30 protein-coding genes are annotated in these 24035 nt (G+C 66.9%); 14 read left to right on the forward strand and 16 right to left on the reverse strand.

Going from position 1 to position 24035, the window contains the following annotated elements:
• Positions 1-76: 76 nt before the first annotated feature.
• The gene (locus tag KBY66_RS08990; protein ID WP_255088970.1) at positions 77-886 is read left to right on the forward strand and encodes a transglutaminase-like domain-containing protein; all 810 of its coding nucleotides are present in this window, start codon (positions 77-79) and stop codon (positions 884-886) included.
• A gap of 57 nt (positions 887-943) precedes the next feature.
• Here the strand turns inward: KBY66_RS08990 and KBY66_RS08995 are convergent, their stop codons facing one another.
• Positions 944-1300 carry a hypothetical protein gene (locus KBY66_RS08995; RefSeq protein WP_255088971.1) on the reverse strand — a complete coding sequence of 119 codons (357 nt, stop codon included), beginning with the start codon at positions 1298-1300 and terminating at the stop codon, positions 944-946.
• Between KBY66_RS08995 and KBY66_RS09000 the strand changes: the two genes are divergently transcribed.
• Positions 1299-1928, forward strand: a complete 630-nt coding sequence (locus KBY66_RS09000) for a hypothetical protein (RefSeq protein ID WP_255088972.1) — start codon at positions 1299-1301, stop codon at positions 1926-1928. The two genes, KBY66_RS08995 and KBY66_RS09000, sit on opposite strands and share 2 nt — an antisense overlap.
• 176 nt (positions 1929-2104) lie before the next feature.
• Here the strand turns inward: KBY66_RS09000 and KBY66_RS09005 are convergent, their stop codons facing one another.
• Together KBY66_RS09005 and KBY66_RS09010 are read right to left on the reverse strand one after the other, a co-directional pair.
• The gene (locus KBY66_RS09005; protein WP_255088973.1) at positions 2105-2404 is read right to left on the reverse strand and encodes a galactose oxidase; all 300 of its coding nucleotides are present in this window, start codon (positions 2402-2404) and stop codon (positions 2105-2107) included.
• Positions 2405-2557: 153 nt separating this feature from the next.
• On the reverse strand, positions 2558-2839 hold the full coding sequence (locus KBY66_RS09010) for a hypothetical protein (protein WP_255088974.1): 282 nt from the start codon (positions 2837-2839) through the stop codon (positions 2558-2560).
• On the opposite strand from KBY66_RS09010, the gene KBY66_RS09015 reads away from it, so the two are divergent.
• The gene (locus KBY66_RS09015; protein WP_255088975.1) at positions 2829-3500 is read left to right on the forward strand and encodes a Coq4 family protein; all 672 of its coding nucleotides are present in this window, start codon (positions 2829-2831) and stop codon (positions 3498-3500) included. The genes KBY66_RS09010 and KBY66_RS09015 overlap by 11 nt on opposite strands.
• Here the strand turns inward: KBY66_RS09015 and KBY66_RS09020 are convergent.
• Positions 3481-3945 (reverse strand): hypothetical protein, encoded by a 465-nt coding sequence (locus KBY66_RS09020; RefSeq protein WP_255088976.1) that lies wholly within the window; start codon positions 3943-3945, stop codon positions 3481-3483. The two genes, KBY66_RS09015 and KBY66_RS09020, sit on opposite strands and share 20 nt — an antisense overlap.
• A gap of 137 nt (positions 3946-4082) precedes the next feature.
• Here KBY66_RS09020 and KBY66_RS09025 point away from each other — a divergent pair, with 137 nt between their 5' ends.
• The 5 genes from KBY66_RS09025 to KBY66_RS09045 all read left to right on the forward strand — a co-directional run bounded on the left by KBY66_RS09025 (position 4083) and on the right by KBY66_RS09045 (position 10279).
• Positions 4083-5060, forward strand: coding sequence for a DnaJ C-terminal domain-containing protein (locus KBY66_RS09025; RefSeq protein ID WP_255088977.1), 978 nt, complete (start codon positions 4083-4085; stop codon positions 5058-5060).
• Positions 5061-5177: 117 nt separating this feature from the next.
• Complete coding sequence (locus tag KBY66_RS09030) at positions 5178-6260, forward strand: hypothetical protein (RefSeq protein ID WP_255088978.1); 1083 nt, start codon at positions 5178-5180, stop codon at positions 6258-6260.
• A 76-nt stretch (positions 6261-6336) separates the two neighbouring features.
• Positions 6337-7338, forward strand: coding sequence for a porphobilinogen synthase (hemB, locus tag KBY66_RS09035; RefSeq protein WP_255088979.1), 1002 nt, complete (start codon positions 6337-6339; stop codon positions 7336-7338).
• A 92-nt stretch (positions 7339-7430) separates the two neighbouring features.
• On the forward strand, positions 7431-7859 hold the full coding sequence (locus tag KBY66_RS09040) for a VOC family protein (RefSeq protein WP_255088980.1): 429 nt from the start codon (positions 7431-7433) through the stop codon (positions 7857-7859).
• 11 nt (positions 7860-7870) lie between these two features.
• Entirely contained in the window at positions 7871-10279 is a 2409-nt protein-coding gene (locus tag KBY66_RS09045) for an endonuclease MutS2 (RefSeq protein WP_255089035.1), read from the forward strand.
• A 14-nt stretch (positions 10280-10293) separates the two neighbouring features.
• Here KBY66_RS09045 and KBY66_RS09050 read toward each other — a convergent pair whose 3' ends face one another.
• From KBY66_RS09050 to KBY66_RS09060, 3 genes are all read right to left on the reverse strand, one after another.
• Positions 10294-10680 carry a type II toxin-antitoxin system VapC family toxin gene (locus tag KBY66_RS09050; protein WP_255088981.1) on the reverse strand — a complete coding sequence of 129 codons (387 nt, stop codon included), beginning with the start codon at positions 10678-10680 and terminating at the stop codon, positions 10294-10296.
• Complete coding sequence (locus KBY66_RS09055; RefSeq protein WP_255088982.1) at positions 10680-10949, reverse strand: type II toxin-antitoxin system Phd/YefM family antitoxin; 270 nt, start codon at positions 10947-10949, stop codon at positions 10680-10682. Before KBY66_RS09055 ends, KBY66_RS09050 begins: the two co-directional genes overlap by 1 nt.
• A gap of 230 nt (positions 10950-11179) precedes the next feature.
• Complete coding sequence (locus KBY66_RS09060; RefSeq protein WP_255088983.1) at positions 11180-11422, reverse strand: type II toxin-antitoxin system Phd/YefM family antitoxin; 243 nt, start codon at positions 11420-11422, stop codon at positions 11180-11182.
• A 246-nt stretch (positions 11423-11668) separates the two neighbouring features.
• On the opposite strand from KBY66_RS09060, the gene KBY66_RS09065 reads away from it, so the two are divergent.
• The 3 genes from KBY66_RS09065 (at position 11669) to KBY66_RS09075 (ending at position 13253) form a co-directional block, all read left to right on the forward strand.
• On the forward strand, positions 11669-12508 hold the full coding sequence (locus tag KBY66_RS09065; protein WP_255088984.1) for an IS3 family transposase: 840 nt from the start codon (positions 11669-11671) through the stop codon (positions 12506-12508).
• Positions 12509-12634: 126 nt separating this feature from the next.
• Positions 12635-12847, forward strand: a complete 213-nt coding sequence (locus tag KBY66_RS09070; RefSeq protein ID WP_255089036.1) for a transposase — start codon at positions 12635-12637, stop codon at positions 12845-12847.
• Between the two features lie 157 nt (positions 12848-13004).
• A complete protein-coding gene (locus tag KBY66_RS09075; RefSeq protein ID WP_255088985.1) occupies positions 13005-13253 on the forward strand; it encodes a hypothetical protein in 249 nt (82 codons plus the stop codon).
• Between the two features lie 140 nt (positions 13254-13393).
• Here the strand turns inward: KBY66_RS09075 and KBY66_RS09080 are convergent, their stop codons facing one another.
• Complete coding sequence (locus KBY66_RS09080) at positions 13394-14647, reverse strand: ABC transporter ATP-binding protein (protein ID WP_315855497.1); 1254 nt, start codon at positions 14645-14647, stop codon at positions 13394-13396.
• Positions 14648-14713: 66 nt separating this feature from the next.
• Here KBY66_RS09080 and cgtA point away from each other — a divergent pair, with 66 nt between their 5' ends.
• Positions 14714-15706: an Obg family GTPase CgtA gene (cgtA, locus tag KBY66_RS09085; RefSeq protein ID WP_255088986.1), complete on the forward strand. Its 993-nt coding sequence runs from the start codon at positions 14714-14716 to the stop codon at positions 15704-15706.
• A 23-nt stretch (positions 15707-15729) separates the two neighbouring features.
• Here cgtA and KBY66_RS09090 read toward each other — a convergent pair whose 3' ends face one another.
• The 4 genes from KBY66_RS09090 to KBY66_RS09105 all read right to left on the reverse strand — a co-directional run bounded on the left by KBY66_RS09090 (position 15730) and on the right by KBY66_RS09105 (position 19665).
• The gene (locus KBY66_RS09090) at positions 15730-15948 is read right to left on the reverse strand and encodes a Calvin cycle protein CP12 (RefSeq protein WP_255089039.1); all 219 of its coding nucleotides are present in this window, start codon (positions 15946-15948) and stop codon (positions 15730-15732) included.
• 89 nt (positions 15949-16037) lie between these two features.
• Complete coding sequence (locus KBY66_RS09095) at positions 16038-17993, reverse strand: ABC-F family ATP-binding cassette domain-containing protein (RefSeq protein WP_255088987.1); 1956 nt, start codon at positions 17991-17993, stop codon at positions 16038-16040.
• Entirely contained in the window at positions 17990-18667 is a 678-nt protein-coding gene (locus tag KBY66_RS09100) for a DUF2301 domain-containing membrane protein (protein ID WP_255088988.1), read from the reverse strand. The genes KBY66_RS09095 and KBY66_RS09100 overlap by 4 nt, the downstream gene beginning before the upstream one ends.
• Positions 18668-18699: 32 nt before the next feature.
• Positions 18700-19665 (reverse strand): glutathione S-transferase C-terminal domain-containing protein, encoded by a 966-nt coding sequence (locus KBY66_RS09105; RefSeq protein ID WP_255088989.1) that lies wholly within the window; start codon positions 19663-19665, stop codon positions 18700-18702.
• A gap of 100 nt (positions 19666-19765) precedes the next feature.
• Here KBY66_RS09105 and KBY66_RS09110 point away from each other — a divergent pair, with 100 nt between their 5' ends.
• Complete coding sequence (locus KBY66_RS09110) at positions 19766-20704, forward strand: aspartoacylase (protein ID WP_255088990.1); 939 nt, start codon at positions 19766-19768, stop codon at positions 20702-20704.
• Here KBY66_RS09110 and KBY66_RS09115 read toward each other — a convergent pair.
• Together KBY66_RS09115 and KBY66_RS09120 are read right to left on the reverse strand one after the other, a co-directional pair.
• A complete protein-coding gene (locus KBY66_RS09115; RefSeq protein WP_255088991.1) occupies positions 20691-21098 on the reverse strand; it encodes a hypothetical protein in 408 nt (135 codons plus the stop codon). The two genes, KBY66_RS09110 and KBY66_RS09115, sit on opposite strands and share 14 nt — an antisense overlap.
• Positions 21091-21435 carry a hypothetical protein gene (locus KBY66_RS09120; protein ID WP_255088992.1) on the reverse strand — a complete coding sequence of 115 codons (345 nt, stop codon included), beginning with the start codon at positions 21433-21435 and terminating at the stop codon, positions 21091-21093. Before KBY66_RS09120 ends, KBY66_RS09115 begins: the two co-directional genes overlap by 8 nt.
• 401 nt (positions 21436-21836) lie before the next feature.
• Between KBY66_RS09120 and KBY66_RS09125 the strand changes: the two genes are divergently transcribed.
• The gene (locus KBY66_RS09125; protein ID WP_255088993.1) at positions 21837-22472 is read left to right on the forward strand and encodes a class I SAM-dependent methyltransferase; all 636 of its coding nucleotides are present in this window, start codon (positions 21837-21839) and stop codon (positions 22470-22472) included.
• A gap of 32 nt (positions 22473-22504) precedes the next feature.
• On the opposite strand, the gene KBY66_RS09130 is transcribed toward KBY66_RS09125, so the two are convergent.
• Together KBY66_RS09130 and fmt are read right to left on the reverse strand one after the other, a co-directional pair.
• The gene (locus KBY66_RS09130; RefSeq protein WP_255088994.1) at positions 22505-23029 is read right to left on the reverse strand and encodes a DUF1643 domain-containing protein; all 525 of its coding nucleotides are present in this window, start codon (positions 23027-23029) and stop codon (positions 22505-22507) included.
• A gap of 8 nt (positions 23030-23037) precedes the next feature.
• Positions 23038-24018: a methionyl-tRNA formyltransferase gene (gene fmt, locus KBY66_RS09135; protein ID WP_255088995.1), complete on the reverse strand. Its 981-nt coding sequence runs from the start codon at positions 24016-24018 to the stop codon at positions 23038-23040.
• Positions 24019-24035: the final 17 nt, after the last annotated feature.

The following is a 24035-nucleotide window of genomic DNA, read 5'->3' on the forward strand; positions in this document are numbered from 1 at the left end:
ATGGCGGCCGAGAGCACCTCACAGTCTGCTGGCCCTCGCCAGGATTCCTCAGTCCACATCGCTCACCCGGCAGTCCGTGCACCTCTCGATCGGCTGCGAACTCAGGCTCCACTGCGAGGCGCCCACGCCGATGCTCGCCCTGGTCCATCCCCACCTCAGCCTGGTGAACAACCTCTGCTCTCGAGAATCAGTAGAACTCAACCCTGATCGCAGCTTCGAGCTGCTCACGGATCAAAGCGGCAACCGTTGGAGCCGCCTGATCGCCGCCAGTGGCCTCACCACCTTCCGCTACGGCGCCACCATCGAGCGCCCCGACAGCACCGATTCGGTACTTCCCGCCACGCCGTCTTGCCCGGTGCAGGCCTTGCCGATCGAGACCTACGGCTTCCTCAACGCCAGCACCTACTGCGACACTGCCGCGCTGATGAGTCTGGCCTGGGAGACCTTCGGGGGAATCCAAGGTGGCTGGCCCCAGGTTCAGCGCATCTGCGACTGGGTGCATCAGCGTATCCGCTTTGATTACGGGGCCGTGTTGCCGCACCAACGCGCCAGCGACACCCTTGCCTCTGGCGCCGGCGTGTGCCGCGACTTCGCCCACCTCGCCATCACCGCCTGCCGTTGCCTCAACATCCCCGCTCGCTACTGCACGGGCTATCTCGGCTACACCGGCATCCCAATCGGCACTGCCCCGGTGGACTTCTCGGCCTGGTTTGAGGTTTTTCTCGCCGATCGCTGGTACACCTTCGATGCGCGGCACAACATTCCCCGCTGCGGCCGCGTGCTGATCGCCAGAGGCCGCGACGCCGCCGATGTGCCCTTCCTGCGCTCCTTCGGAGAGCACCAGCTGGTGAGCATGAATGTGATCACCGAACCGGCCATTACCTGAGTGCCCCAGTTCAAGGGACGATCGTCAGTGCCTTGCTCAGCGTCGGCGTTCAACGCCTCAATCACGTTCAAGCCTGTACCCGGATGCAGGGGCCCAGTCGATGCCCTCCCCGTGTCCAGCCAGCTTGGTGAGGTTGCTGATCGCCGCCGCCCAGGGATCGCGAGTGCGGCAGCTGGTGCTGGTGGGATCGATCATCGTGGTGGCCGTTCCCCGGCTCTGCACGTGGCCGTCATTCAGCTGCAGCTGCTGCCATTGCTGCTGCAGCTCGTAGCACTGGGCACCACCTCCCTGGTGAGCCGTGGCTGAGATCAGGCTGCTGTTGCGCAGGATCGCCGCCGCGGCCGTGCTCAGCTTTTTTACGCTCGGCTCATCCGCCTGGGGACAGGCCCAGGGCCAGGGGTGGCCTGTGTTCATGTCGCCGCTCCAGCAGAACCTGCAACGGCCCCGGTCAGCGCCACTGCCCCAAAAAACGGGCTTGCAGCGGATCCGGGAACTGCTGGTGCTGAATACACCGATTGCCTTCGGTGGCAGCAGAAACGGCAACTCCGTGGAGGTGTGCGTGATCAGCCCCAACTTGGCGATTACCCCCAGCGACGAAGCGGTCGCCACGGTGGTGATGAAGCAGCCCACCCTCTTGGCTGGGGGCCCACTCGATGAAGTACGGATCGAGCGGAATGGCAGGCTCGTCTGGCAACGACTGGCCACCTCCAGCGAGCCAATCGAGGGGCCAATCACCTGGCCGATTGATCCCCTGCAACCAGGAGAAGCTCTGGAGGTGAAGCTCCGGCCGCTGGGGACCCCAAGGGGTGACTTCGCGGCGATCCGCCTGATCGGGGCCTCGGCAGAGCAAATGCAGCAGGCAGAGGCGCTGGTCCAGGGGCTGGGGGAGGATCCAGCGCAGTGGAAGCGCGCGATCGAGAAGCAGCTGGAAATAGGACAGGTGGGTATGTCCTTGGAGTTGCTGTTCGATAGGCGCTCGCCCAATTCGCCTGCTTTGGATGCGCTCCGGAGGATGGTCTATCAGCGGGGATGTGGCCCCTGAGCTGATGCGGGGCAAGCATCAGTAAACATCCTCACAATCAGAAGCTTTGCACTTTGGGGGAGGGTGGCCCTGCACCCGACCGCCCCCACTGAGCACCACCTACTGCGCATCACCCAGCCCCCGGGGCTGATGCACACTCTCCTGAGTCGGTCACACCCACCTCCGTCCGCGGGCGCTCATGCCACCTCCGGCGCCCAGCCCCGCTGGCGGGCCATGTCCTCGGTCCAGCCCTGGCAGCGGCGGGTGAGGTGCTCGCCATGGGCCAGCAAGCCCTGATGCAGCTGGCAGGTGAGCACAGGGATGCAGTTCACCCCGGCGTGGTGGCGGAACCAATGACAGGTGAGGCAGACCTTGCGGCTGCGGCTGCCCACCAGCACCTCGTCATCGAGATAGGCCCACTCCTGGTAGCTGCCATCGTCTTCTGCAGCGCTGGGCGCTGGCCGGGTGCCACGGGAGCGGGGCGGGGAGACAGCCAAGTCGACACCAGCAATGGAAGTACACTCGTACTAGCAGAAACTGCCTGGTTCAGGCCAGTGCCACCGCTACTTGCGCCGGTGCCAACGCGCTGGAAACGGGGTGGCTGCTCGACGCCGCTTCATGGTGCCCCTGGCGGGGCGTGGCGCGGGCGTTCATCGCCAGCCACCCATGGCTTCCATCGCTTGATCGGCGTCGAGTTCCTCGCCCCGGCTGATCGCCCTGGCGCCCAGGCCCGCATCTGGTTCATTGATGCCGCCGTCCGTCCGCGCCGCCGTGGAGTCGTAGATGCTCACCCAGGCCGCCACCGAGCAGCTCATGGCAAGGAAGAGCCCATCGACACCAAGGCCCGCAAAGCTCAGATCCACCACCGAGGGCCCACCAGTGGCAACAGGGAGGATGGAGGGCGGCAGCAGCAGGTCCTCGATGCTCTTCAACCTCAAACAACGCCTCCAGTCGCTGCGGATGGTGGCGGGGCTGGCGGCCTTCCTGAAGAACCCCGACGAACTTGACAGCGTCTTTGCCGTTGCCCGCAGCCTCCAGGGCAGCCCCCTGGCAACCCAGATGCAACGCCATCTGCTGGGTGATCCCCGCATGGCAGCCCTGGTGGAGGCGAACTGGCGTCCCGCTGCGATCGATCTCGATCAACTCGATTCCCTGCCGGATGGCAGCCTCGGCCACACCTACGCCCAGCAACTCCAGAGCCAGGGCCTGACGCCCGAGAGCCTGATCGATCCAACGCCGATCACTTCACCGAGCCAGTACATCACCCACCGCCTGCGGGAAACCCACGACATCGTCCATGTGCTCACCGGCTTCGGCACCGATGGCCCCGGCGAACTGGGGCTCCAGGCCTTCAACCTGGCCCAGGTGCGTTCTCCCCTGGCGGTGATGTTGATCTTCGGCGGACTGCTGCGCACCCTGCAGGACGACGAGCCTCTCGAACCGCTGCTGCGGTCTTTGGCCCGGGGCTTTGAGCTGGGCCTGGCGTCGCCCTGCCTGATCAGCTTCAAGCTGGAGGAGGGTTGGGAGCGACCGTTGAGTGCCTGGCGCCAGGAGCTGGGGCTCAGCGAACCCCTCAAGGCTTCGCGCCCTTGAAGCCGCTCCACTGGATCAGCTCCTTCATCGATTGCACCCCTTCCTTGCGCTCGCCCCCCAGCACCCAGGTTGGGTAGGCCCCCACGTTGGCCGCCGCGCAACGTTGGCGGCCGGCTTCCTCCTTGTCGCATTCCACATAGGGGAGCAAGCGGCCCGCTTCGGTGCCGAAGAGGTTCTTCTGGTGGAAGCAGTGCGAGCACCACCAGGCTCCGTAGAACACCGCACCACGCTGACGGAGATGCTCCGCCAAGGCCAGCTGCTCCGGAGTGGAGGGGCTGACGGCCTCACCAAGATTTCCGCTGCTGGAGCCCGTTGCCGCCGCAGTGGCGGCCCTGGCGGGACTGCTGGCCTGGATCATCCCAGCCATCAGAGCCAGATTGAGGCCCATCAGCAGGAGCGTGAAACGCCCGGCCGGGCGGTGACCCTGGGGATTGGCGATGGCCATGGGGACCCACTGAAGCTGTCTTAACGACGTTAGGGGCCGTTCGGGCTTCCGCCCTGCGCTGGCCAGCCGAATAGCAGCCCTGGCTGGGAAACTGGGGGGGTTGCTTCCGTGTTCGGAGTCTCGATGGGCCTGCCTCGATGAGCGCCAACGGCTACCGCGACTACTTCAAGGTGCTCGGTGTGGAGCGCAGCGCCGATGCCGAGGGGATCAAGCGCTCGTTCCGCAAGCTCGCCCGCCAGTACCACCCCGACGTGAATCCCGACGACGCCTCCGCCGAGGCCAAGTTCAAAGAGATCAGCGAGGCCTACGAGGTGCTCTCCGATCCGGAGAAGCGCCGCCGCTACGAGCAGTTCGGCCAGTACTGGAGCCAGATGGGTGGGGGGGGCTCCGGTGGTGCCCCCGGCTTCGATGTGGATTTCGGCCGCTACGGAAACTTCGACGACTTCATTAACGACCTGCTCGGTCGCTTCGGCGGCCAGGTGGGCAACCCCGGTTTTGGCTTCTCCGGTGGCTTCCCGGGCAACTTTTCCGGTGGTTTCGGCGGGCCTGGCGGGGGGGCGGGGCCGGCGGCGCCGATCAACCTCGATGCCGAAGCCACGATCAACCTCAGCTTCGCCGATGCCTTCCGCGGGTGCGAGCGCACCCTGGCGGTGAACGAGGAACGGGTGCAGGTGCGGGTGCCGGCGGGGGTGAAGAATGGCAGCCGGTTGCGGCTCAAGGGCAAGGGCAATCTCCAGCCAGGTACGGGCCGTCGCGGCGACCTCTACCTCAACTTGAAGCTGCAGGAGCATCCGATCTGGAAGCTCGAGGGCGATCAGCTGCGCGCCGACCTGCCGCTCAGCCTCGATGAACTGGCCCTGGGCGGTGAGGTGCGGGTGGCCACGCCGGATGGGGAGGCCACCGTGCAGGTGCCGGCCGGGGTGGCCCTGGGCCGCAGCCTGCGGCTGAAGGGCAAGGGCTGGCCCCTGAAGGAGGGCCGCGGCGATCTGCTGCTCAGCCTCAGCCTCAAGCTGCCGGAGCGCTTCAGTGAGGGCGAAACGGAGTTGCTGGAGAAATTGCGCCTGGCCCGCAGCATCGACCCCCGCGCGGAGTGGATAAACTCCGCCAAGCTCTGACTCCCAGGGACCAATCCATCGGACCGAGCCCCACAGGCCCTGGCAGCCACTGATCCAGCAGACTCCCCTTCAAAGACGATTGATCAGGGTTTGCGAAAACGACGGTGGTGGCTGTGGGTGGTCCTTCTGGTGATCGGATCTGCGGTCGCACTGAAGGCAGTGATCCCACCGGAGCGGGGCATGCCGCCATCTCTGGTTCGGGAAGAATCCATGCTGGTGGACCCGAAGACAGAACTGTCCAATGCGAAAGGCATCGGGGTTGAAGTTGGCACATTCATCGAGAATTTCCATAGCTTGTCATTACGGCAGAGAATCTTCAATGCAGAAGGTTTTTATTGGCTGGAATGGCCCAGGGAGTTGCAGGATCTGATGGTGGCGCAAGGGATCACCCCACTACAGCTTGTGGAGATCACCAATCTGGTTAACGCCTCCTCTGCTCAAATTGAGCCCGATACAGTTGCGCCTGTTCAAAAACCTGCGGATCGCTTCTATCAACTCTTTCGTTATTCTGCCAATCTGTATATTCCGATGGTAGATCTCAGGAGATCACCCTTTGAGAAGCTTGTGCTGCCAGTCGTTTTAGAAGTTTCGCCTGAAGGGTTCTCCCACCAGGAGGCGAACGTCGTGCTTGTTCCCGATTCCAATAAGAAAAACAGTCAGGTTGGCAGTGGTGCTTATATCAATGGCTATGACATTGATACGGTGCGATCCGTATCCTCGCGTCATTCCTATGGGACGAATTGGGGATTTGATCAGGGTGATCTGGATTTTTCACGGCTCAGCACCGAGTTGGTGATGAAGGGCGATCCGTTTTCCAGTTTCGTGACCTGGATCCTGCCGCTGATGATCGTGATGCTGATCGTGCTGCTGGCCCCCCTGCTGGATGGTGAGCTTGGCGAAATCCGCCTGGCTATCCCGTCCACCGCCTTGTTGACCCTGATCTTTCTCCAGCAGACCTACAAGGCTGAATTGCCATTGCTGAGTTATCTCACCTTTCTCGACTTTTTATACGCCTATTCTTATATTGTTTCAGTTGTTTTGTTCGTTTTATTTCTTTGGAGGAGTAACGCATATGCGGGATCGCCGGATCAGCACAAAGGCGAAGCCCTGAAGATGATCAACAGAGTGGATCGAGTCTTTCAGTTGAGTGCGTTCACTGGCTTCTTCGTTGTTGCTGCTGTCGCATGGTCTGCTTGGTAAGTTAACTTGGTATGTTGCTATCACTTGTTATCTCAAGCCAGTGGGGCTTTAAGATCCAGAAATTGATTCTGATTGCATGGAGCTCGCCTACCGTCCGCGCCGTCTGCGCCGCACACCGGCCCTCCGGGCCATGGTGCGGGAGTTCCAGCTGAGCGCGGCCGATTTCATCTACCCCCTGTTCGTGCACGAAGGCGCCACCAACGAGCCGATCGGCGCCATGCCAGGCGCCCAGCGCTGGAGCATCGATGGCCTGGTGGGGGAGGTGGGCAGGGCCTGGGATCTGGGCATCCGCTGTGTCGTGCTGTTCCCCAAGGTGGCCGATGGCCTCAAGACCGAGGATGGCGCCGAATGCTTCAACGAAGGGGGCCTGATCCCCCGCGCGATCCGTCGGCTCAAGCAGGAACATCCGGCGATGGCGATCATGACCGACGTGGCCCTGGATCCCTACTCCTGCGATGGGCATGACGGCATCGTCAGTGAGGAGGGGGTGGTGCTCAACGACGAAACCGTGGCCCAGCTCTGCCGCCAGGCCGTGGCCCAGGCCCGCGCCGGCGCCGACCTGATCGGCCCCAGCGACATGATGGACGGTCGGGTGGGTTCCATCCGCGAGGCCCTCGACGAGGAGGGCTTCGAGCAGGTGGGAATCATCAGCTACACCGCGAAATACGCCTCCGCCTACTACGGCCCCTTCCGCGAGGCGCTCGATTCCGCCCCCCGCCCCGGCGCAACCAAGCCGATTCCCACCGACAAGAGCACCTATCAGATGGATCCGGCCAACGGCCGCGAAGCCCTCACCGAAGCCCTGCTCGATGAGCAGGAGGGGGCCGACATCCTGATGGTGAAACCCGGCCTGGCCTACCTCGACATCATCCACCGCCTGCGGGGCGAAACGGAGCTGCCGATCGCCGCCTACAACGTCAGTGGCGAATACGCCATGGTGAAGGCGGCGGCCGAGCGCGGCTGGATCGACGAGCGCGCGATCGTGCTCGAAACCCTGCTCTGCTTCAAGCGGGCCGGCGCCGACCTGATCCTCACGTACCACGCCTGCGATGCAGCCGCCTGGCTGCACCAGGGCTGATTCTGCGCCCCGGCCCAGACCAGCCACCCGGCCGGCACCGGATCAGGCCGGCCGCCGGCCGATCAGAATGAATGCATCGATGGAGAGGCCCCATGGCCGTGCAACGTCTGGGCCACGTGGCCCTGCGGGTCCAGGACATGGACCGCGCTAAGGCCTTTTATCAGGTCCTCGGTCTGCGCATCACCTGGGAGGCCGATGACTGGTCGTACCTGCAATCGCCCCACAGTGGCGATGGGGTGGCGCTGCTGAGCCCCACCTACACCGTGGCCGGCCCCCATTTCGCCTTCCACTTCAACGACCGGGAGGAGGTGGACGCCGTGCATGAACGGTTGCAGGCCACGGGCCACAAGGTCGGGCCGGTGCACGATCACCGCGACGGCACCGCCTCGTTCTACCTCCAGGATCCTGATGGAAACTGGCTGGAGATGCTCTACGAGCCGATCGGTGGCATCCCCTCCAACGTGGGCGCCGCCCCGATCGCGGGGGCGGCCGGGCCGGAGCAGGTGCAGGGGCTGGCTTGAGCACAGGCGGCTTGTTGGCGATTGAATCGGAGGCCCTTGAGCTGCTGGAGTGGCCGCGGCTGGCGGCCCAGTTGGCCAGCTTTGCCAGCACGGCGGTGGGTGGGCGGCTTTGCCGCAGCCTGCCGTTGCCGGCGACCCTGACCGAAAGCCGGCGGCGGCTGGCTGAAACCACCGAGCTGCTGGCCCTCGACGGGCTGCTTGAGGGCGGAGTGAGTTTCCAGGGCGTCGCCGATCTGGGCGACCTGTTGCAGCACTGCGGCAAGGGGGGCACGGCCGCTGGGGTTGCCCTGCTGGAGGTGGCCGCCACCCTGGCGGCCGCCCGCCGCCTGCGGCGCCAGATCGAGGATGGTGAGCTGCGTCCCGTCTGCACGGCGCTGGTGGCCCAGCTGCGCACCCTGCCGGAGCTGGAGCAGCGGCTGCGGTTCTGCCTGGAGGAAGGCGGGCGGGTGGCCGACCGGGCCAGTGCCGCGCTGGCCGTGGTGCGCCTGCAGTTGGCCGGGGTGCGCCAGCAGCGGCGTGAGCGGCTGCAGGACCTGGTGCGGCGCCTGGCCCCCCTGCTCCAGGACACCGTGATCGCCGAGCGCAACGGCCGGCCTGTGCTGGCGGTGAAGGCCGGCGCCGCCTCCGGTGTGCAGGGCCTGGCCCACGACAGCTCAGCCTCGGGCAGCACGGTGTTCATCGAGCCCCAGGCCGTGATCGCCCTGGGGAACAGGCTGCGGGACCTGCAGGGGCAGGAGCGGGAGCTGGAGCAGCAGGTGCTCGCCGAGCTCAGCGCCCTGGTGGCCGCCAACGGCGACGCCCTGGCGGTGCTTCAGCGCGTGTTGAGCGACCTGGATGTCGCCCTGGCCCGCGCCCGCTACGGCCTGGCCCTGGGTGGGGTGCGGCCCGAGTTGGCGGAGGACCCAAACGCCCCGTTCATGCTTCAGCAACTGCGCCACCCCCTGCTGCTATGGCAGGAGCGGCGGGAAGGGGGCCACACCGTCGTGCCGGTGACGATTTCGGTGGCGCCCGAGCAGCGGGTGGTGGCGATCACCGGCCCCAACACCGGCGGCAAGACCGTGACACTCAAGAGCCTGGGGCTGGCGGCGCTGATGGCGCGGGCCGGCCTGTTCCTGCCTTGCGCAGGCACGCCGCGGCTGCCCTGGTGCGGCCGGGTGCTCGCCGACATCGGTGACGAGCAATCCCTGCAGCAGAACCTCTCCACCTTCAGCAGCCACGTGCGCCGCATCGCCCGCATCCTGGCGGCCCTGCCGCCGGAGCCGGCCCAGGCGAACGGGGCCAGCCTGGTGCTGCTCGATGAGCTGGGCGCCGGCACCGACCCCGCCGAGGGCACGGCCCTGGCCATCGCTCTGCTGCGCCACCTGGCCGAGCGGGCCCGACTGACGGTGGCCACCACCCACTTTGGCGAACTCAAGGCGCTCAAGTACGGCGATGCCCGCTTCGAGAACGCCTCGGTGGGCTTCGATGACGAAACGCTCTCGCCCACCTACCAGCTGCAATGGGGCATCCCCGGCCGCAGCAACGCCCTGGCAATCGCCGGCCGGCTGGCCCTGGAGCCCGCCGTGATCGCCGCCGCCGCCGACCTGCTTGCGCCCCGGGGCGATGGGGAGCTCAACCAGGTGATCCGTGGTCTCGAAGAGCAACGACGCCGCCAGCAGGAGGCCGCCGAAGACGCCGCTGCCCTGCTGGCCCGCACGGAGCTGCTGCACGAGGAGTTGCTGCTGCGCTGGCAGCAGCAGCAGGAGCAGTCGGCCGAGTTGCAGGAGGAGCGGCGCCAGAGCCTGGAGGCCTCCATCCGCGACGGCCAGCAGGAGGTGCGCCGCATCATCCGCCGGCTGCGCCAGGGCAGGGCCGATGGGGAGCAGACCCGCCAGGCGGGCCAGCGGCTCAAACGGCTCCAGGAGCAGCACCGGCCCCAGCCGGAGCGGCGCCTGCACGCCGGCTGGCGGCCGGTGGTGGGCGAACGGATCCGGCTGCTGGCCCTGGGCAAGGCGGCCGAGGTGCTGGCGATCAGCCCCGACGGTGAAGAGCTCAGCGTGCGCTGCGGCGTGCTGCGGCTCACCGTGGAGCTGGCCGCAATCGAGGGCCTGCAGGGTGAAAAGCCGGCACCGCCCGAATCGCCTCCAGCGCCTGTGGTTCAGGTGCGCAGCCCCCAAACCCGGCACAGCGCCGGCCCCCAGGTGCGCACCGAGCGCAACACCGTGGACGTGCGGGGCCTGCGGGTGCACGAAGCAGAGGCGGCCGTGGAGGAACAGCTGCGTGGCGCCAATGGGCCGCTGTGGGTGATCCACGGCATCGGCACCGGCAAGCTCAAACGCGGCCTGCGCCAGTGGCTCTCCACCGTGCCCTGGGTGGAGCGGGTGAACGACGCCGACCAGGGTGATGGCGGGCCGGGCTGCAGTGTGATCTGGCCGAAGTGAACGGTTTTGTGGTCCTAGAGCAGCTTCACGCCAGGTCCGTAGCACTTCAGGGCGCGATCGTCGCTGAGCAGAAGCACCCCTTCTAAGCGGGCTTGGGCGATCAGAAGGCGATCAAACGGATCCCTGTGGTGGGAAGGCAGGAGCGTCGTGGCGGCGGCATGGTCGGGGCTGATCGCCAGAAACTCGAAGCCCGCCTCCCGTGCCGCGGTGATCAGGGACTGGGGGGACACCGCCAGCTTGCCCAGCTGGTGCTTGATGGCGGCTTCCCAGATCGAGGCGGCGCTGACCAGACAGCGGCACCCACGCAACCGCTCGTCCCATTCCCTGGAGAGGCGTGGGTCCCCACTCAGCCACCACAGCAGCACGCAGGTGTCGAGCAGGTAACCACCACCAGCGGCCATCAGGGCGATCCGCTGACTTCGCCACCGATCAGGGCCGCCACCGTGGCCTCCACTTCCGGGGAAAAGGCGGCATCGATGCTGCCTGGCTCCAGATCCAGTGATCCCCGACCGCCCAGCCGGCTGGCGGGGCTGCCCGGGACCAGCCGCACCAGTGGTTTGCCAGCCCGGGCAATCCAGACCTCCTCACCGTCGAGGGCGGCCTGCACCAGTTCCGAGAGCTGGGCCTTGGCCGCGTAGATGTTGGCCTGGCGCATGGCCGAATCGCCCATGTTCCCGCCACACTAACTTGGTCAGACCAGGGTGCAGCCGCTCGGCCTGCTCCGGTGGCAGGAACGGATCGATGCCCACGGCATCGGTTCAGCCCCCGAGGAGGCGCAGGCCTTCGACCTGGTGGAAAGCCGCATCGGTGGTGGCCAGGGTCAGGCCTCGCGCAGTCCCCGGTTGAGTTTGCCTGGCTCGAGCACGGCCCAGAGCAGGATGGGGGTGTCAAGCAGCAGCTTCACGCGCCCCAGGCGGCCAGCTCGCTCTCGGGCAGGGGCTCGAAGAAGCTCTCATCGACCGTTCCGGCCAGGAATCCCAACCGGCGGGGCGGTGACGGGCTGAGGGGAACAAGGCGGGCACAGGGTTTTCCGTTGTGAGCCAGCACGATCTCCTCGCCGGCGACCACCCGCAGCAGCAGCGCCGAGAGATGGGTTTTGGCCTCCTGAACATTCACCATGGCGCCTGAGCTGGGGCGAGGCATCAGACCAGACCAAAGTGATCAGGTCATCCTGAGCCAGAGGGGCCTGACTGGCTCAGGATCGATCGCCGCCAGCAGGGCGGCGGCCCGTCCCGCAAGCGCTGAGGGAGTCAGGCCACCCTCGCATCGGCCTCAGTCCTGTCGGAATCGTTTCCTGCCTGGCTGAGCTATGAGGGTCGGAGTTTACTGGACCAGGGCCATCGTTAACCTCTGAGGCGGGGCGCAGCCCCAACCCGGGGCTCCCCACTGATGACTACTCGCAGAACCCACAGCCCCGAGTTCAAGGCCCGTGTGGCCATGGAGGCCATTTCCGGCCGCAAGACCCTTCAGGAGATCGCGGCTGACCATGCCATCCACCCGATCCAGGTGAGCCAGTGGAAAAAACAGCTGCTGGAAAGTGCCAGCGATCTGTTCGGTAAAGGCAGAAAGGACAAGGAAAGAGGAGATCATCAGACGAGAGAGGCTGAGCTCTTTCAGGAGATCGGCAAACTCAAGATGGAGCTGGAATGGCTGAAAAAAAGTCTCAGCTGCTCGACCGCCCATGAACTGCGCAGATTGGTCGATCAAAATCATCCACAGCTCTCGGTTCGGCGTCAATGCGAGCTGCTGGGTCTGCCGAAATCCACCCTCTACTACAAGCCGGTGCCGGTCAGGGCCGAGACCCTCAGGATCATGGCCCGGATCGATGCCTGGTACCTGGACGATCCTGCTTCAGGCAGCCGACGAATGGTTGACTACCTGGCGGCAGAGGGGATCAAGGTGGGGCGTGACCAGGTACGAAACCTCATGCGGCGCACGGGGTTACGGGCTCTCTACCCGAAACCCAGGACCACCATTGCTGGCGATCCGTCGGAACGCTTCCCGTGCCATGTTGACCTGGAGAAGATTCATGCACCGGATGATGCCTGGGCAACCGATATCAGCTACATCCCACTTCGCAAGGGATTTCTCTATCTGGTGGCCATCGTCGATCTCTACTCCAGACACATCCTCAGCTGGAAGCTATCGAACAGCCTTGACACGGATTTCTGTCTGCTGTCACTGGAAATGGCTTTGGGTGATGGCCGAAAGCCCAGGATCATCCACTAGGATCAAGGAGTCCAGTTCACATCTAGAGACTTCGTCAAGAGGCTACGAGAAGAAAGGATCAAGATCAGCTGGTCAGGAAGGAAGCGCTGCTACTGCTTCGCAGAAGCCTACGGCTATGACAACATCCTGGTGGAACGGCTGTGGCGAACTGTCAAGTATGAGGAGGGGTACATCAGGGCCTATGAAGATGGCTGGGATGCAGAAGTCAGCCTGGCCAGCATCCTCTGGAGGTACTGCCATGCAAGACCTCATCGCTCACTGGGAGGCAAAACTCCCCATATGGCCTATAGTCAGTATGCAACTAACCCATCCCGCTCAGAGTTAACGATAATCTGCTGATTACCGTGACCAATGACTGGCTGGCAGGCCATGATCGCCGCCAGGTTCTGGGCCCATCTGGCGAAAGCTTGCCCCTCACCGTGTTGCCGGGGATCTGCTGCTTTACCCCAGAGCCAGGTGGCAGAAAAGAGCAATCTCTGCAGCCATGTGATTGGCCATGCCTATCGCGAAGGGGGCTTTCTTGATGGGAGTTGCTGCAGCTGGAATGTTGGATGGCGAGATTTTTGAAGAGGTGGTCTGGGGTTTTCAGTTGCAACAAGCCGTGGAGAAAGCCTGGCTTTATCTCCTGGATCAGGATGTTCATTTCACCCACAACCTCACCTTGGTGCTCCAGTTATTGCAAGATCATGGGCTTGATGTCAAAGCGTTTCTGCCGCTTGAGACCGATACCGACTTTGCCGCTTAACTCCGCTACCATGAAGATCTGGAACCGCAGCATCTCGAACGAATGGCCTGCACAATGAGGACGTGGCTGCCTTGATCACCCACGTGGAGGAGCTGATCAGTTCATGAGCCTGTGGGGGTCCGGAACCCTGCGCCGGGCAGCTATGACGCCAGCCTGGGGAGCTGCGGCTCCGCCGCCGTTGGCACCCCTGCAGCCGCCCGTGGCACGGGCAGCGCCTCCCCGGCCGCATCGAAGAAGCGCCAGCCGCTCGGGTCCAGCTCCAGATGCACGGTCTGGCCCGGCACCACCTGCTGGGCCGGGTCGGCGCGCAGCTGTACCAGGTGGCTGCCATCGAGCAGCCGACACCTGACCAGCAGTTCATTGCCGAGGGCTTCCAGGTGGGTCACCTCGGCCTGGATGTTGCGGTTGGTGGCGGGGGCCAGCTTGAGGTGCTCGGGCCGCAGGCCGCCGGTGAGTGCCGGGGCGCCGAAGCGCTCGGCATGGGCGGCCAGGGCGGCGGCCATCGGCCCCTCCACCAGGAAGCGCCGGCTGCCCAGCTGGATGTGTTCGCCTCCAACGGCAAGCACCGGCAGCAGGTTCATCGGCGGGCTGCCGATGAACTGGGCCACGAACAGGTTGGAGGGCCAGTTGTAGAGCTCCAGCGGTGTGCCCAGCTGCTGCAGCCGGCCGGCGTTGAGCACGGCGATCCGGTGCCCCATCGTCATCGCCTCCACCTGGTCGTGGGTGACGTAGAGGGTGGTGGTGCCGAGCTGCCTCTGCAGCGCCACGATCTGGGCCCGGGTGCCCGTGCGCAGCTTGGCGTCGAGGTTGCTGAGCGGCTCATCCATCAGGAACACGGCCGGCTGCCGGGCGATGGCGCGGCCCAGGGCCACCCGCTGCTTCTGGCCACCGGAGAGCTCCTTGGGCAGCCGATCGAGCAGGGGGGTGAGCTCCAGCTGCTCGGCCACCGCGGCGATCCGGGCGGCGATGCGGGATTCACGCGCCGAGGGCAGTCGCAGCCCCGGCGGCAGGGGGCGGCTGAGCCGGTGCAGGCTGTCCTGGAGCTGCTGGGGCAGGCTGCGGGGACGGCTGCGGCGCAGGCCGAAGCCGATGTTGTCCGCCACGCTCAGGTGGGGATAGAGCGCATAGCTCTGGAACACCATCGCCACATCCCGCTTGGCCGGCCGCAACCCGCTCACCTCCCGGTCACCCACGATCACGGCGCCACTGCTGGGGGTTTCGAGGCCGGCCAGGATGCGCAGCAGGGTGCTCTTGCCGCAGCCCGATGGCCCCACCAGCACGAGGAACTCTCCGTCGTTGACGGTGAGATCGAGCTGGCGCAGCACCTCCACGGGTGCGCTTCCCCGCCGGGGCGGGAAGGTTTTGCTGACCTGCTCGAAGCGAACCTCTGCCAAGACAGGCCCCCAGACCAGGCGATCCTAAGGTTGGCCTCTCACCTGGCCTGCGCTCCCAGCTCTCCCTTGCAGTTCATCGATCAAGCCCGCATCGCGGTCCAGGGGGGCCGCGGCGGCGACGGCATCGTGGCCTTCAGGCGCGAGAAGTACGTGCCCGCCGGTGGACCCTCCGGCGGCGACGGCGGCCATGGCGGCGCCATCTGGCTGCAGGCCGACCCCAACCTGCAGACCCTGCTCGACTTCAAGTACAAGCGCCTGTTCGCCGCCCCCGAGGGCCGCCGCGGTGGGCCGAACCGCAGCTCGGGCGCCGGCGGCGACGACCTGGTGGTGCGGGTGCCCTGCGGCACCGAGGTGCGCGACCAGGACAGCCTGGCCTTGCTGGGTGACCTCACCGAGCCTGGGGATCGGCTGCGGGTGGCGGCCGGCGGCCGGGGCGGCCTCGGCAACGCCCATTACCTCAGCAACCGCAACCGGGCCCCGGAAAAGTTCACCGAAGGCAAAGACGGCGAGAGCCGCCAGATCCAGTTGGAACTCAAGCTGCTGGCCGAAGTGGGCATCATCGGCCTGCCCAACGCCGGCAAGAGCACCCTGATCAGCGTGCTGTCAGCCGCCAAGCCGAAGATCGCCGACTACCCCTTCACCACCCTGGTGCCCAACCTCGGTGTGGTGCGGCGGCCCAGCGGCGATGGCACCGTGTTCGCCGACATCCCGGGCCTGATTGCCGGTGCCGCCCTGGGGGCGGGCCTCGGCCACGACTTTCTTCGTCACATCGAGCGCACACGGCTGCTGGTGCACCTGGTGGATGTGTCCAGCCCCGATGTGGTGGCCGACCTGGAGGTGGTGCAGGCGGAACTGGAGGCCTACGGCCATGGCCTCAAGGACCGGCCGCGGCTGCTGGCCCTCAACAAGATTGAATTGGTGGACGACGAGGCGCTCGACTTGGCCAGGCAGGCGCTCGAGAACCGCTGGGGAGCGGAGGTGAGGCTGATCTCCGCCGCAACGCGTCAGGGGCTGGATTCCCTGTTGGCCGCCGTCTGGGAGCAGCTGGGGATCAGCTGATCAGCCCCTTCCGGTGAAGCGGCTCAATCGTCATACACCCGGCATTCCGGGGCTTCGGGGTTGAGGTCGCAGTAGACCTCGAGGGCACTGGGATCGTGGCTGTCTTCGGGATGGTGCTCCTTGTACTCCTGCAAGGACTTCAGTTCATCCTCGAGGTGGCCGAGCTTGGCCTTGTCGCCCACGGCCTTGGCGGTTTCGAGTTCGATCTGATCCTTGAGGATGTGCTCGTCGATGGAGTTCATAGGAAGGCCGGGCTGCATCAACCGGATCTTTTCAGCCACACCCTACGGACCACCCAGGGACAACCAGCGGGTTTGTGGGCTGGAGCTGATCAAGACGGCCGGTCGCTGAGCTCCAGCCAGCGCTCTTCCCCCTGGTGAATGCGGGCCGCCAGGCTGGCCAGCTCCCGGGTGAGGAGATCAAGGCGGCCATGGTCACCGCCACCTCCTGCCGCCAGCTCACGCTCCAGGCGGTGCCGCTGCGCTTCCCAGTCGGGCAGGTGGCCCTCCAGCTCCTTGAGTTCGCGGTCTTCCCTGTAGCTGCGCCGCCGAGCTGCCTGTGGGGGAAGGGCCTGGCCTGCCTGCGGCGGCGGGGGGAGGGTCTGTCCAGCGCTGGATGGCTGCTTGGTGGGCGGTGCCGCGGGTGGTTTGGCTTGCGGTTTGGCCGTGACGGCCTGCTCCAGGTAGGCGCTGTAGTTACCCTCGAAGCGCTTGAGTTCGCCGGCCTCGAAGCTGAACAGCCGGTCCACGGTGCGATCAAGGAAGTAGCGGTCGTGGGAGACCACCACCACGCAGCCGCGGAAGTCCTCCAGGAAATCTTCGAGCACGGTGAGGGTGTGAACGTCGAGGTCGTTGGTGGGCTCGTCAAGCAGCAGCACGTTGGGCGCCTGGATCAGCAGGCGGCAGAGGGCCAGCCGCCGCCGCTCGCCGCCGGAGAGCTTGCTGATCGGGCTGTGCTGCTGGGCCGGCGGGAACAGGAACCGCTCCAGCAGCTGGGAGGCGCTCACCTGCACACCGCCCAGGTCGATCTGGCTGGCGGCTTCCTTGACGAAATCGATCACCTTGCGCTCCATCCCCTTGCCGGCCACCAGATCACCGCTCTGCTGGTCGAAGTAGGCCAGCTGCACCGTGCTGCCCAGCTCCAGGCGGCCCTCCTGGGGCTGGCGCCGACCGGCGATCAGATCCAGCAGGGTCGATTTCCCAGAGCCGTTCGGGCCGATGATCCCCACCCGGTCCTCGGGGCTGAAGTCGTAGCTGAAGTTGCGCAGCAGGGGCCGCTCGCTGCCCGGCGCGCAGAACGTCACGTTCTCAGCGGTGATGGCCCGCTTGCCGATGCGGCGGCTGGCGGTGGCGAGGCTGAGCTCCCCTTTGGCCTGGCGCACCGGCGCTTCCCGCATCGCCTCGATTCGCTGGATCCGGGCCTTCTGCTTGGTGCTGCGCGCCTGGGGACCACGGCTGAGCCATTCCAGTTCGCGCCGCAGGGCCCCCTTGAACTTGGCGGCGCTGGCGGCCTCGGCCGCTTCCTCACCCGCCTTGATCTGCAGGTAGGCGGCGTAATTGCCGGGGTAGCTGCGGGCCTCGCCCCGCTCCACCTCCACGATGCGGCTGGTCACCCGATCCAGGAAGTAACGGTCGTGGGTGACTAGCACCAGGGCGCCGCGGAAGCGCTCCAGGTGGCCCTGCAGCCATTCGATGCAGACCGCATCGAGGTGGTTGGTGGGCTCATCGAGCAGAAGCACATCCGGCTCGGCCACCAGGGCCGAGGCGAGGGCCAGCCGCTTGCGGTAGCCACCCGAGAGCTCGCCCACCAGCCGCTGGGTGTCGTGGATGCCCAGGCGCTCGAGCACCTGGCGGCACTGCTGCTCCAGCCCCCAGGCGTTGGCCTGGTCGAGGCCGGCGCTGAGCTCGCCCAGCTCCGCCAGCAGGGTGTCGTGGTGGGGATCCTCGGGGTCGCCCTGGTGAGCCAGGGCCTCACTCACCAGCGTGAAGCGCCGCAGCAACTCCATCTTCTCTCCGCTGCCCTGGAACACCTGCTCCAGCACGGTGCGCTGCGGATCGAGCTCCGGGTCCTGGGACACCAGCACCACCTTCAGCTTCGTGGAGCAGCGCCGTTCGCCCTCGCCCGGCGGCTCCTGGCCGGCCAGCAGCTTGAGCAGGGTGGATTTGCCGGCCCCGTTGGGGCCGATCAGGCCGAGCCGCTCACGCTCACCCACGTGCAGGGTGAGGTCGCGGAAGAGGGTGCGGATGCCGAAGTCCTTTCCGACTCCCACCAGGCTGATCAGACTCACGCGTTCGACGGCCGGTTCTGGCTCTCCAGGTAAGCAAACACGCTCTTGTCGCCCACGTCGGCCGCCGCCGGCATCGGGAACTTGCGCAGGCACAGCACCAGCAGCAGGGCCGTTTGCACCGCCAGCAGGGTGAAGGTGGTGGGGCCGTCGAGCAGGCCGGCCAGCCGGCCCAGCAGCGTGGCCGGCAGCAGGAGGGTGACGCCGATCGCCTCGGGCCGCTGGAAGCAGAAGAACTCCTTGAAGCCGATGCCGGCCAGGGCGGCGAAGAACGGCCCCACCGCCCAGATCCAGCGGGAGTCCGCCGCCAGGGCGGGAAGCATGGCGTTGGCACCCACCCGGGCGGCGAGCACCAGGCCACCGGCGCAGCCCAGCAGCCAGAAGAGCTGCAGGGCCCGGTGCAGCGGCCGCAGGTAGATGTGGATCCAGAGCAGGGCCAACCCCAGGCCCACCGCCATCACCAGCAGCCAGGGCCACAGGGGTGTGCCATCCCCGAAGCTGCGCCACTGCCAGAGCAGGGCCGCCTCGCCCACCCCCACCGCCAGCAGGGCGAGGCGGTAGCCCAGCACCTCGCGCCGGTCGGTGGCGTCGATCGTGAAGGGGCCATAGACCCCCTCGAACACCGGATCGCCCTGGGCCGGATCGTGGTTCAGAGGGCGTGTGGTCGAGCCGGTCATCGGGTCGGGCATCGGATGGGTCTTCGCCTTCATCATGGCGGGGCCTTGGAGGGGCACCCACCCACCAGGGTGGCCAGATCAGGGCCGGCCGGAACGATGCCGGAGGGTTGGAGGGGGAAGAGCGCCCCGAAGTAATCGCGCCGCCACGCTTCGGGGAAGCAGGTGTCGGCCACGCCGCCGAGGCCGAAGAAGCGCCGTCGCCAGTCCCAGAGGGCGGGGAACTGCCAGAGCGGCCGCCGGGAGCAGCCGAACAGGGGGGCATAGACGAGCTCCAGCCGAATCAGGGTGGGGAACAGCACCACATCGGCAAGGGTGAGCTGATCGCCGCAGAGCCAGGGGCCGCCGCCGGCGAGGGCCTGCTCCATCGCATCGAACCCCGCGAACAGCTCCACTTCGGCCTTGTCGTACGCCGCCTGATTCCGCGCGAAGCCACACCGGTAGACCCCATCGTTCACGGCATCCTGGAGTCGCACGCGCCACTGGCCGATTGCCTCGGCCCGCTCGGCGGGTTCCAGATCGGGTGCCGCCGCCGCCGGCCAGCGGTTGAGCAGTTCGATCAGCCGGGCGCTTTCGTTCACGACGATCCGCTGCTCCCGGCGGTCGTAGAGCACCGGCACGGTGGCCCGGGCCCGGGGGTCGCTGCCGCAGCGGCGGTACAGGTCGATCAGGGCCGTGGCCCCCTCGAATGGTTCGGCGAACCGCCAGCGGCCCGCCTTCGGGTCCGGCTCCACCACCACCAGCTCGATCGACTCCCCCAGGCCCCGGAGCGTCCAGACCAGCCAGGCTCGGTGGGCCCAGGGGCAGCTGCGCCCCACGATCAGCACATGGCCGCCGGGCTGCCCGGCGCTGGCTGGAAGCTCGGGGGATGCGCTGAAGGCCGCCACCGGGCGGCGGTAGTTCCCCTGGGTATCGGCGGGCCCAAGGCCGCCCATCAGCTGCAGCCATTGCCAGTGCCACGCCTGGCGGACGGCGGCGACCACGGGGGGAGGGATGGCCATGGCGCTCTGCGGCGGACCCCTCAACTCTGGAACCTCCAGGGGCGGACCTGCCAGGCTGGCTGCGGGCCGGCACAGGATGGCGATGGCAGCAGACGGGGGGATGGCCGCGGGCAGGGTGCTGGTGGTGGCCGGCACCCATGGCAACGAACGCAACGCCCCCTGGTTGCTGGAGCACTGGCGCCAGCAGCCCGCCGCTTTGGAGGCCAGCGCCCTGGCCCTGGAGCTGGCGATCGGCAATCCGGCCGCCCTGGCCGCCGGGGTCCGCTACATCCAGCGGGACCTGAACCGCTCCTTTTCCCTGTCCCTGCTCGATGATCCTGGCCGGGAGGAGCTGGAGGTGCAGCGGGCCCGGCAGCTGATCGCGGCCCATGGCCCCGGCGGTACCAGCCCCTGCCCCGTGGTGCTGGATCTGCACAGCACCACAGCGGCGATGGGCAATTCCCTGGTGCTCTATGGCCGCCGCCCGGCGGATCTGGCCCTGGCGGCGGGCATCCAAAGCCTCCTGGGCCTGCCGATCTACCTGCACGAGGCGGATGCGGCCCAGAGTGGCTTTCTGGTGGAGCAGTGGCCCTGCGGCCTTGTGATCGAGGTGGGGCCGGTGCCCCAGGGGGTGATCACCGCCACGGTCTGCCGCCAGACCCAGCTGGCCGTCGAGGCTGCCCTCGCCGTGCTGGCCGCGGCCCGTGCCGGCCGGTTGCGCCTGCCATCCACCCTGGTGGTGCACTGCCACGCGGGCAGCCTCGATCTGCCCCGCCACAGCGATGGCCGGCCGGCCGCCTGCCTGCACCCCCTGCGCCAGCACCGCGACTGGCAGCCCCTCCATCCCGGCGCCCCCCTGTTTCTCTGCCCGGACGGCACCACCACCTGCCAGGCGGCCACGGCTAAATCGCCGCTGTGGCCGGTGTTCATCAACGAGGCCGCCTACGGCGAGAAGGGCATTGCCCTGAGTGTCACCCGCCGAGAGCAGTGGTCCTGCCAGCCCAGTTGGGCGGAGGCGCTGGTGGCGTTGTGCGAGGGCCTGGCGCTCAGGGCGCCATGACCCGGATCGGGCCGTTGTAAACGACCGCCAGGATGGAGCGGCCATCCGGGGAGACCCGGAGCTCCGTTTCCACCGTGGCCGGCAGGTTCAGCTGCTGCCAGCCGGGGGGCCCGCCCTTGAACCGGAACAGGATGCCCTGGTCGCTCGATTCGACGATGCAGTTGCCGGCGGCCCGGTCGAACATGCAGGCGGCTGGCCGATAGACGTTGAGCCCGCCATTGAGCTTCTCCGCCTTCATCCGGGCCAGGTTGGTGGCGCGCTGCAAGTTGAAGGGAAAATCGGCCTGGGCCCAGGCCGATGTGCCCGCCAAGGACGAGGCCCCCGCAATCGTGATGGCGCTGATCAAGCCGAAGCAGGCGCGGAGCAACGGGCGCTGGAGGGGGAAGTCAGCCACAGGCCCAGGTGCCCTGCTCCTTGGTGCAGGGCAGGTCGCTGCTGCTGCCGTCGGCCCAATAAATCCGTAGCCGGTCATCGGCGCTGCCCATGCGGAAGGTGAGTGACTTGACAACACCGGCAGGTGGTTTGCCGGCAGGGTCAGCGGCATTGGTTCCTGCCGGGCTGGCCAGGCGTTGCTCCACCTGCTGCAGTCGCTGCTCGAGTTGATCGATGCGTTTGCTCTGGGGGTCAGACTTTCCCCAGCATCCTCCCAAAGTGAAGGCGAGAACCAAGGATCCGACGGCGGCCAGGCTGGTTGTGCCGCCGCCGCGACAAACAGGGAATCGGAACGGCATCGCCGCACCAGGGCCAGGGGAACCCTGTACTCCTAGCAGCGCACTTCAGGTGTTGGCCAGCCGCTCACTCCAGTACACGACAGCCCCTTGCTGCTCGAGTTGGTTGCGACGAACCCGGGCTTGATGGAACGGGACGGTTTCCGAAGACCGACTACCGCGGAGATCCCAACAGATCAGCACCATGGAGGACCAAGACAGATTCAGAAGACAACCTTAAGAAGCCTTTGTGCTTTCAAGCACAGTTCGTGGGCAAGACGTGACATTCGGCCATCCATGGCCTGGCCTTGGCGCGGGTTACTCCATCCTCCTGCCACCTGGCTTCCGGTTCGATCGGGGTGATCGTGCTGTGGAATGGTTCAACCCGAGGAGCGACCGTGCTGCGCGTCTGTGAGCCGGAGCTGATGGACGAGGCGCAACAGGCAAAGGCCTATGCCGAGGCGGACTTCAGCGCCACGGACCAGGCGGTGATCGACCGCATCGACAGCCTCTTCCCCGCTGGGCTGGGGGAGCGGATCGTCGATCTGGGCTGTGGGCCGGGCAACATCAGCTTCCGCCTGGCCGCCCGCTACCCCGTCAGCGAGGTGCTGGGGCTGGATGGGGCCCCGGCAATGCTGGCGATCGCCAAAGCACGTCTTTTGGGAGAAGCCGGCTGGCCGAATCTGCGCTTCAAGCTGGCCGTGCTCCCGTGCCCTGATTGGCCGGCGAAGGCCTTTTCAGCCGTGGTGAGCAACAGCCTGCTCCACCATCTGCACGACCCCATGGTGCTCTGGAGAACCGTGCGGCAACTGGGGGCACCGGGGGCGGTGGTGTACCTGAAGGATCTGCGTCGGCCCGGCTCGGAGGCGGCGGTGCAGGCCTTGCTGGCCGCCCACCTGCCGGGTGCCCCCCCGTTGCTGCAGCGCGACTACATCCAGTCCTTGCGGGCAGCGTTCAGCCCCGAAGAGGTGATCGGGCAGCTCCAGGAGGCTGAGCTGGTTGGCCTGCAGGTCAGCGCCGTGGAGGATCGCTATCTGGAGGTCGCCGGGCGGCTGGGTTGATGGCGAAGGGATCGATCACCTCGGCGCCAGGATCAGATCCACGGCATCGGCCGGAGGGTCTTGGGCAGATAGAGCGGATGCAGGGGGCAGGCCGTCTTGCCCAGGCGAAGCACATGGAGGGGCGGCAGCAGACACCGGACGTCCTGGTCGCGATGGAGCCAGCTGCCGCGTCGTCCCCAGGCGGCCACGATCACCCCTGCCGGGGCGCAGCAGGTCTGCAGCCACTGGTCGTTCTCCGGGCCCACCGGCTCGGCGGCGGCGATCAGCGCGGCCGGCCTGGTGGCGCGGAAGGCGAAGAGGTTGATCATGCAGAGTCCGCCATAGCCCCAGTGCCTGGCGAAGGCAATGCAGCGCCGGACCGTTGGGTCGTCGGCTGTCTCGTCGGCTGTGCTCGGATTGAGGCCCACCACCGCGGCGTAATCAATCGCGCTGCTCCACTGGCGCCAGAGCGCATAGCGGTAGCGGCGGCACCCACTGAACACAGCCCCTCGTTCTCCATGGCGTTCCTGGAAACGCCAGAGTTGATCCTTGAAGGCGCTCTGTGGTCGCTCAGCCATTCCGGTGCCTAAGGATTGCAGGCTCCCAGCCGATCCCCTGGCTTTGCCCCAAGCTGCTGGATCAGCCCTTGGCCCCTGGCTGCCGTCTTGCCTTGCCGTTGGGCTTCGCGGATCAACAGGGCGCCTTCCCCCGTGCCAACCACGAGCCCAACGGACGGGACCGCCTCCAGAACGGTGCCAGGCGGCGATTCAGTCCCTGCTCCCCTGGCGGCCGCCGGCTCGGTGGCCAGCAGCCTCAAGCGCTGGCCCTGCCAGCTGGTGTGGGCCCCTGGGTAGAGCCCCATCACCTTGCGATGAATGGCCAGGCCTGGTTCTGCCCAGTTGATCCGGTAGTCCTGCTTGCCCAGCAGCCGGGCGTAGCGGTCGGCCTGCTCGGGTTGGTGCCGCACCCCCAGCCGCCTCAGCCGCTCCGCCAGCGGGCCCGGCCCGGCCCGCTCGATCAGGGGCATGGCCTCCACCAGCAGATCGGCGGTGAGCTGGCTCAGCCGCCTGGCCAGACCTTCGGCGTTCTCCAGCGGGCCGATTGCCAGCCGCCGCTCCAGCAGCACAGGTCCCGTGTCGAGCCCTTCCTCCATCGCCATGATTCCCACGCCGGTTTCCCGGTCCCCCTCGATCAGGCTCCACTGGATCGGCGCCGCCCCACGCCAACGGGGCAGCAACGAACCATGGCCGTTCCAACAACCCAGTGGTGGCTGGGCCAGCACCTCCTTCGGCAGGATCTGCCCGAACGCCACCACCACCGACAGATCCGCCCCCAGGGCGGCCAGGATGGCTTGCAACTCGGGTTCCCGGCGAATCCGCTCGGGTGTGAACACCGGCAGCCCCATCTCCAGGGCGCGCTCTTTCACCGCCGACGGCACCAGGGCGGAGCCCCGGCCCCGGCGCCGGTCGGGCTGGCTCACCACCCCCACCAAGCCATGGCCTGCCCCCACGAGCGCCTCCAGGCTGGGCACGGCGTAGGCGGGTGTGCCCCAGAACAGGATTTTCATGGGCAACGATGGCGCCG

It is taken from the genome of Synechococcus sp. Tobar12-5m-g (assembly GCF_024345415.1).
Classification (GTDB): domain Bacteria; phylum Cyanobacteriota; class Cyanobacteriia; order PCC-6307; family Cyanobiaceae; genus Regnicoccus.

Coding starts and splice junctions, on each gene's coding strand:
- KBY66_RS09065 (WP_255088984.1), top strand. CDS start 11,669: ATGACTACTCGCAGAACCCACAGCCCCGAGTTCAAGGCCCGTGTGGCC.
- KBY66_RS08995 (WP_255088971.1), bottom strand. CDS start 1,300: ATGAACACAGGCCACCCCTGGCCCTGGGCCTGTCCCCAGGCGGATGAG.
- KBY66_RS09000 (WP_255088972.1), top strand. CDS start 1,299: ATGTCGCCGCTCCAGCAGAACCTGCAACGGCCCCGGTCAGCGCCACTG.
- KBY66_RS09130 (WP_255088994.1), bottom strand. CDS start 23,029: ATGGCTGAGCGACCACAGAGCGCCTTCAAGGATCAACTCTGGCGTTTC.
- KBY66_RS09060 (WP_255088983.1), bottom strand. CDS start 11,422: ATGCCTCGCCCCAGCTCAGGCGCCATGGTGAATGTTCAGGAGGCCAAA.
- KBY66_RS09075 (WP_255088985.1), top strand. CDS start 13,005: ATGCCTATCGCGAAGGGGGCTTTCTTGATGGGAGTTGCTGCAGCTGGA.
- KBY66_RS09105 (WP_255088989.1), bottom strand. CDS start 19,665: ATGGCCATCCCTCCCCCCGTGGTCGCCGCCGTCCGCCAGGCGTGGCAC.
- fmt (WP_255088995.1), bottom strand. CDS start 24,018: ATGAAAATCCTGTTCTGGGGCACACCCGCCTACGCCGTGCCCAGCCTG.
- KBY66_RS09040 (WP_255088980.1), top strand. CDS start 7,431: ATGGCCGTGCAACGTCTGGGCCACGTGGCCCTGCGGGTCCAGGACATG.
- KBY66_RS09015 (WP_255088975.1), top strand. CDS start 2,829: ATGCTCTTCAACCTCAAACAACGCCTCCAGTCGCTGCGGATGGTGGCG.
- KBY66_RS09125 (WP_255088993.1), top strand. CDS start 21,837: ATGGACGAGGCGCAACAGGCAAAGGCCTATGCCGAGGCGGACTTCAGC.
- KBY66_RS09110 (WP_255088990.1), top strand. CDS start 19,766: ATGGCCGCGGGCAGGGTGCTGGTGGTGGCCGGCACCCATGGCAACGAA.
- KBY66_RS09025 (WP_255088977.1), top strand. CDS start 4,083: ATGAGCGCCAACGGCTACCGCGACTACTTCAAGGTGCTCGGTGTGGAG.
- KBY66_RS09055 (WP_255088982.1), bottom strand. CDS start 10,949: ATGGGCGATTCGGCCATGCGCCAGGCCAACATCTACGCGGCCAAGGCC.
- KBY66_RS09090 (WP_255089039.1), bottom strand. CDS start 15,948: ATGAACTCCATCGACGAGCACATCCTCAAGGATCAGATCGAACTCGAA.
- KBY66_RS09050 (WP_255088981.1), bottom strand. CDS start 10,680: ATGGCCGCTGGTGGTGGTTACCTGCTCGACACCTGCGTGCTGCTGTGG.
- KBY66_RS09100 (WP_255088988.1), bottom strand. CDS start 18,667: ATGACCGGCTCGACCACACGCCCTCTGAACCACGATCCGGCCCAGGGC.
- KBY66_RS09120 (WP_255088992.1), bottom strand. CDS start 21,435: ATGCCGTTCCGATTCCCTGTTTGTCGCGGCGGCGGCACAACCAGCCTG.
- hemB (WP_255088979.1), top strand. CDS start 6,337: ATGGAGCTCGCCTACCGTCCGCGCCGTCTGCGCCGCACACCGGCCCTC.
- KBY66_RS09020 (WP_255088976.1), bottom strand. CDS start 3,945: ATGGCCATCGCCAATCCCCAGGGTCACCGCCCGGCCGGGCGTTTCACG.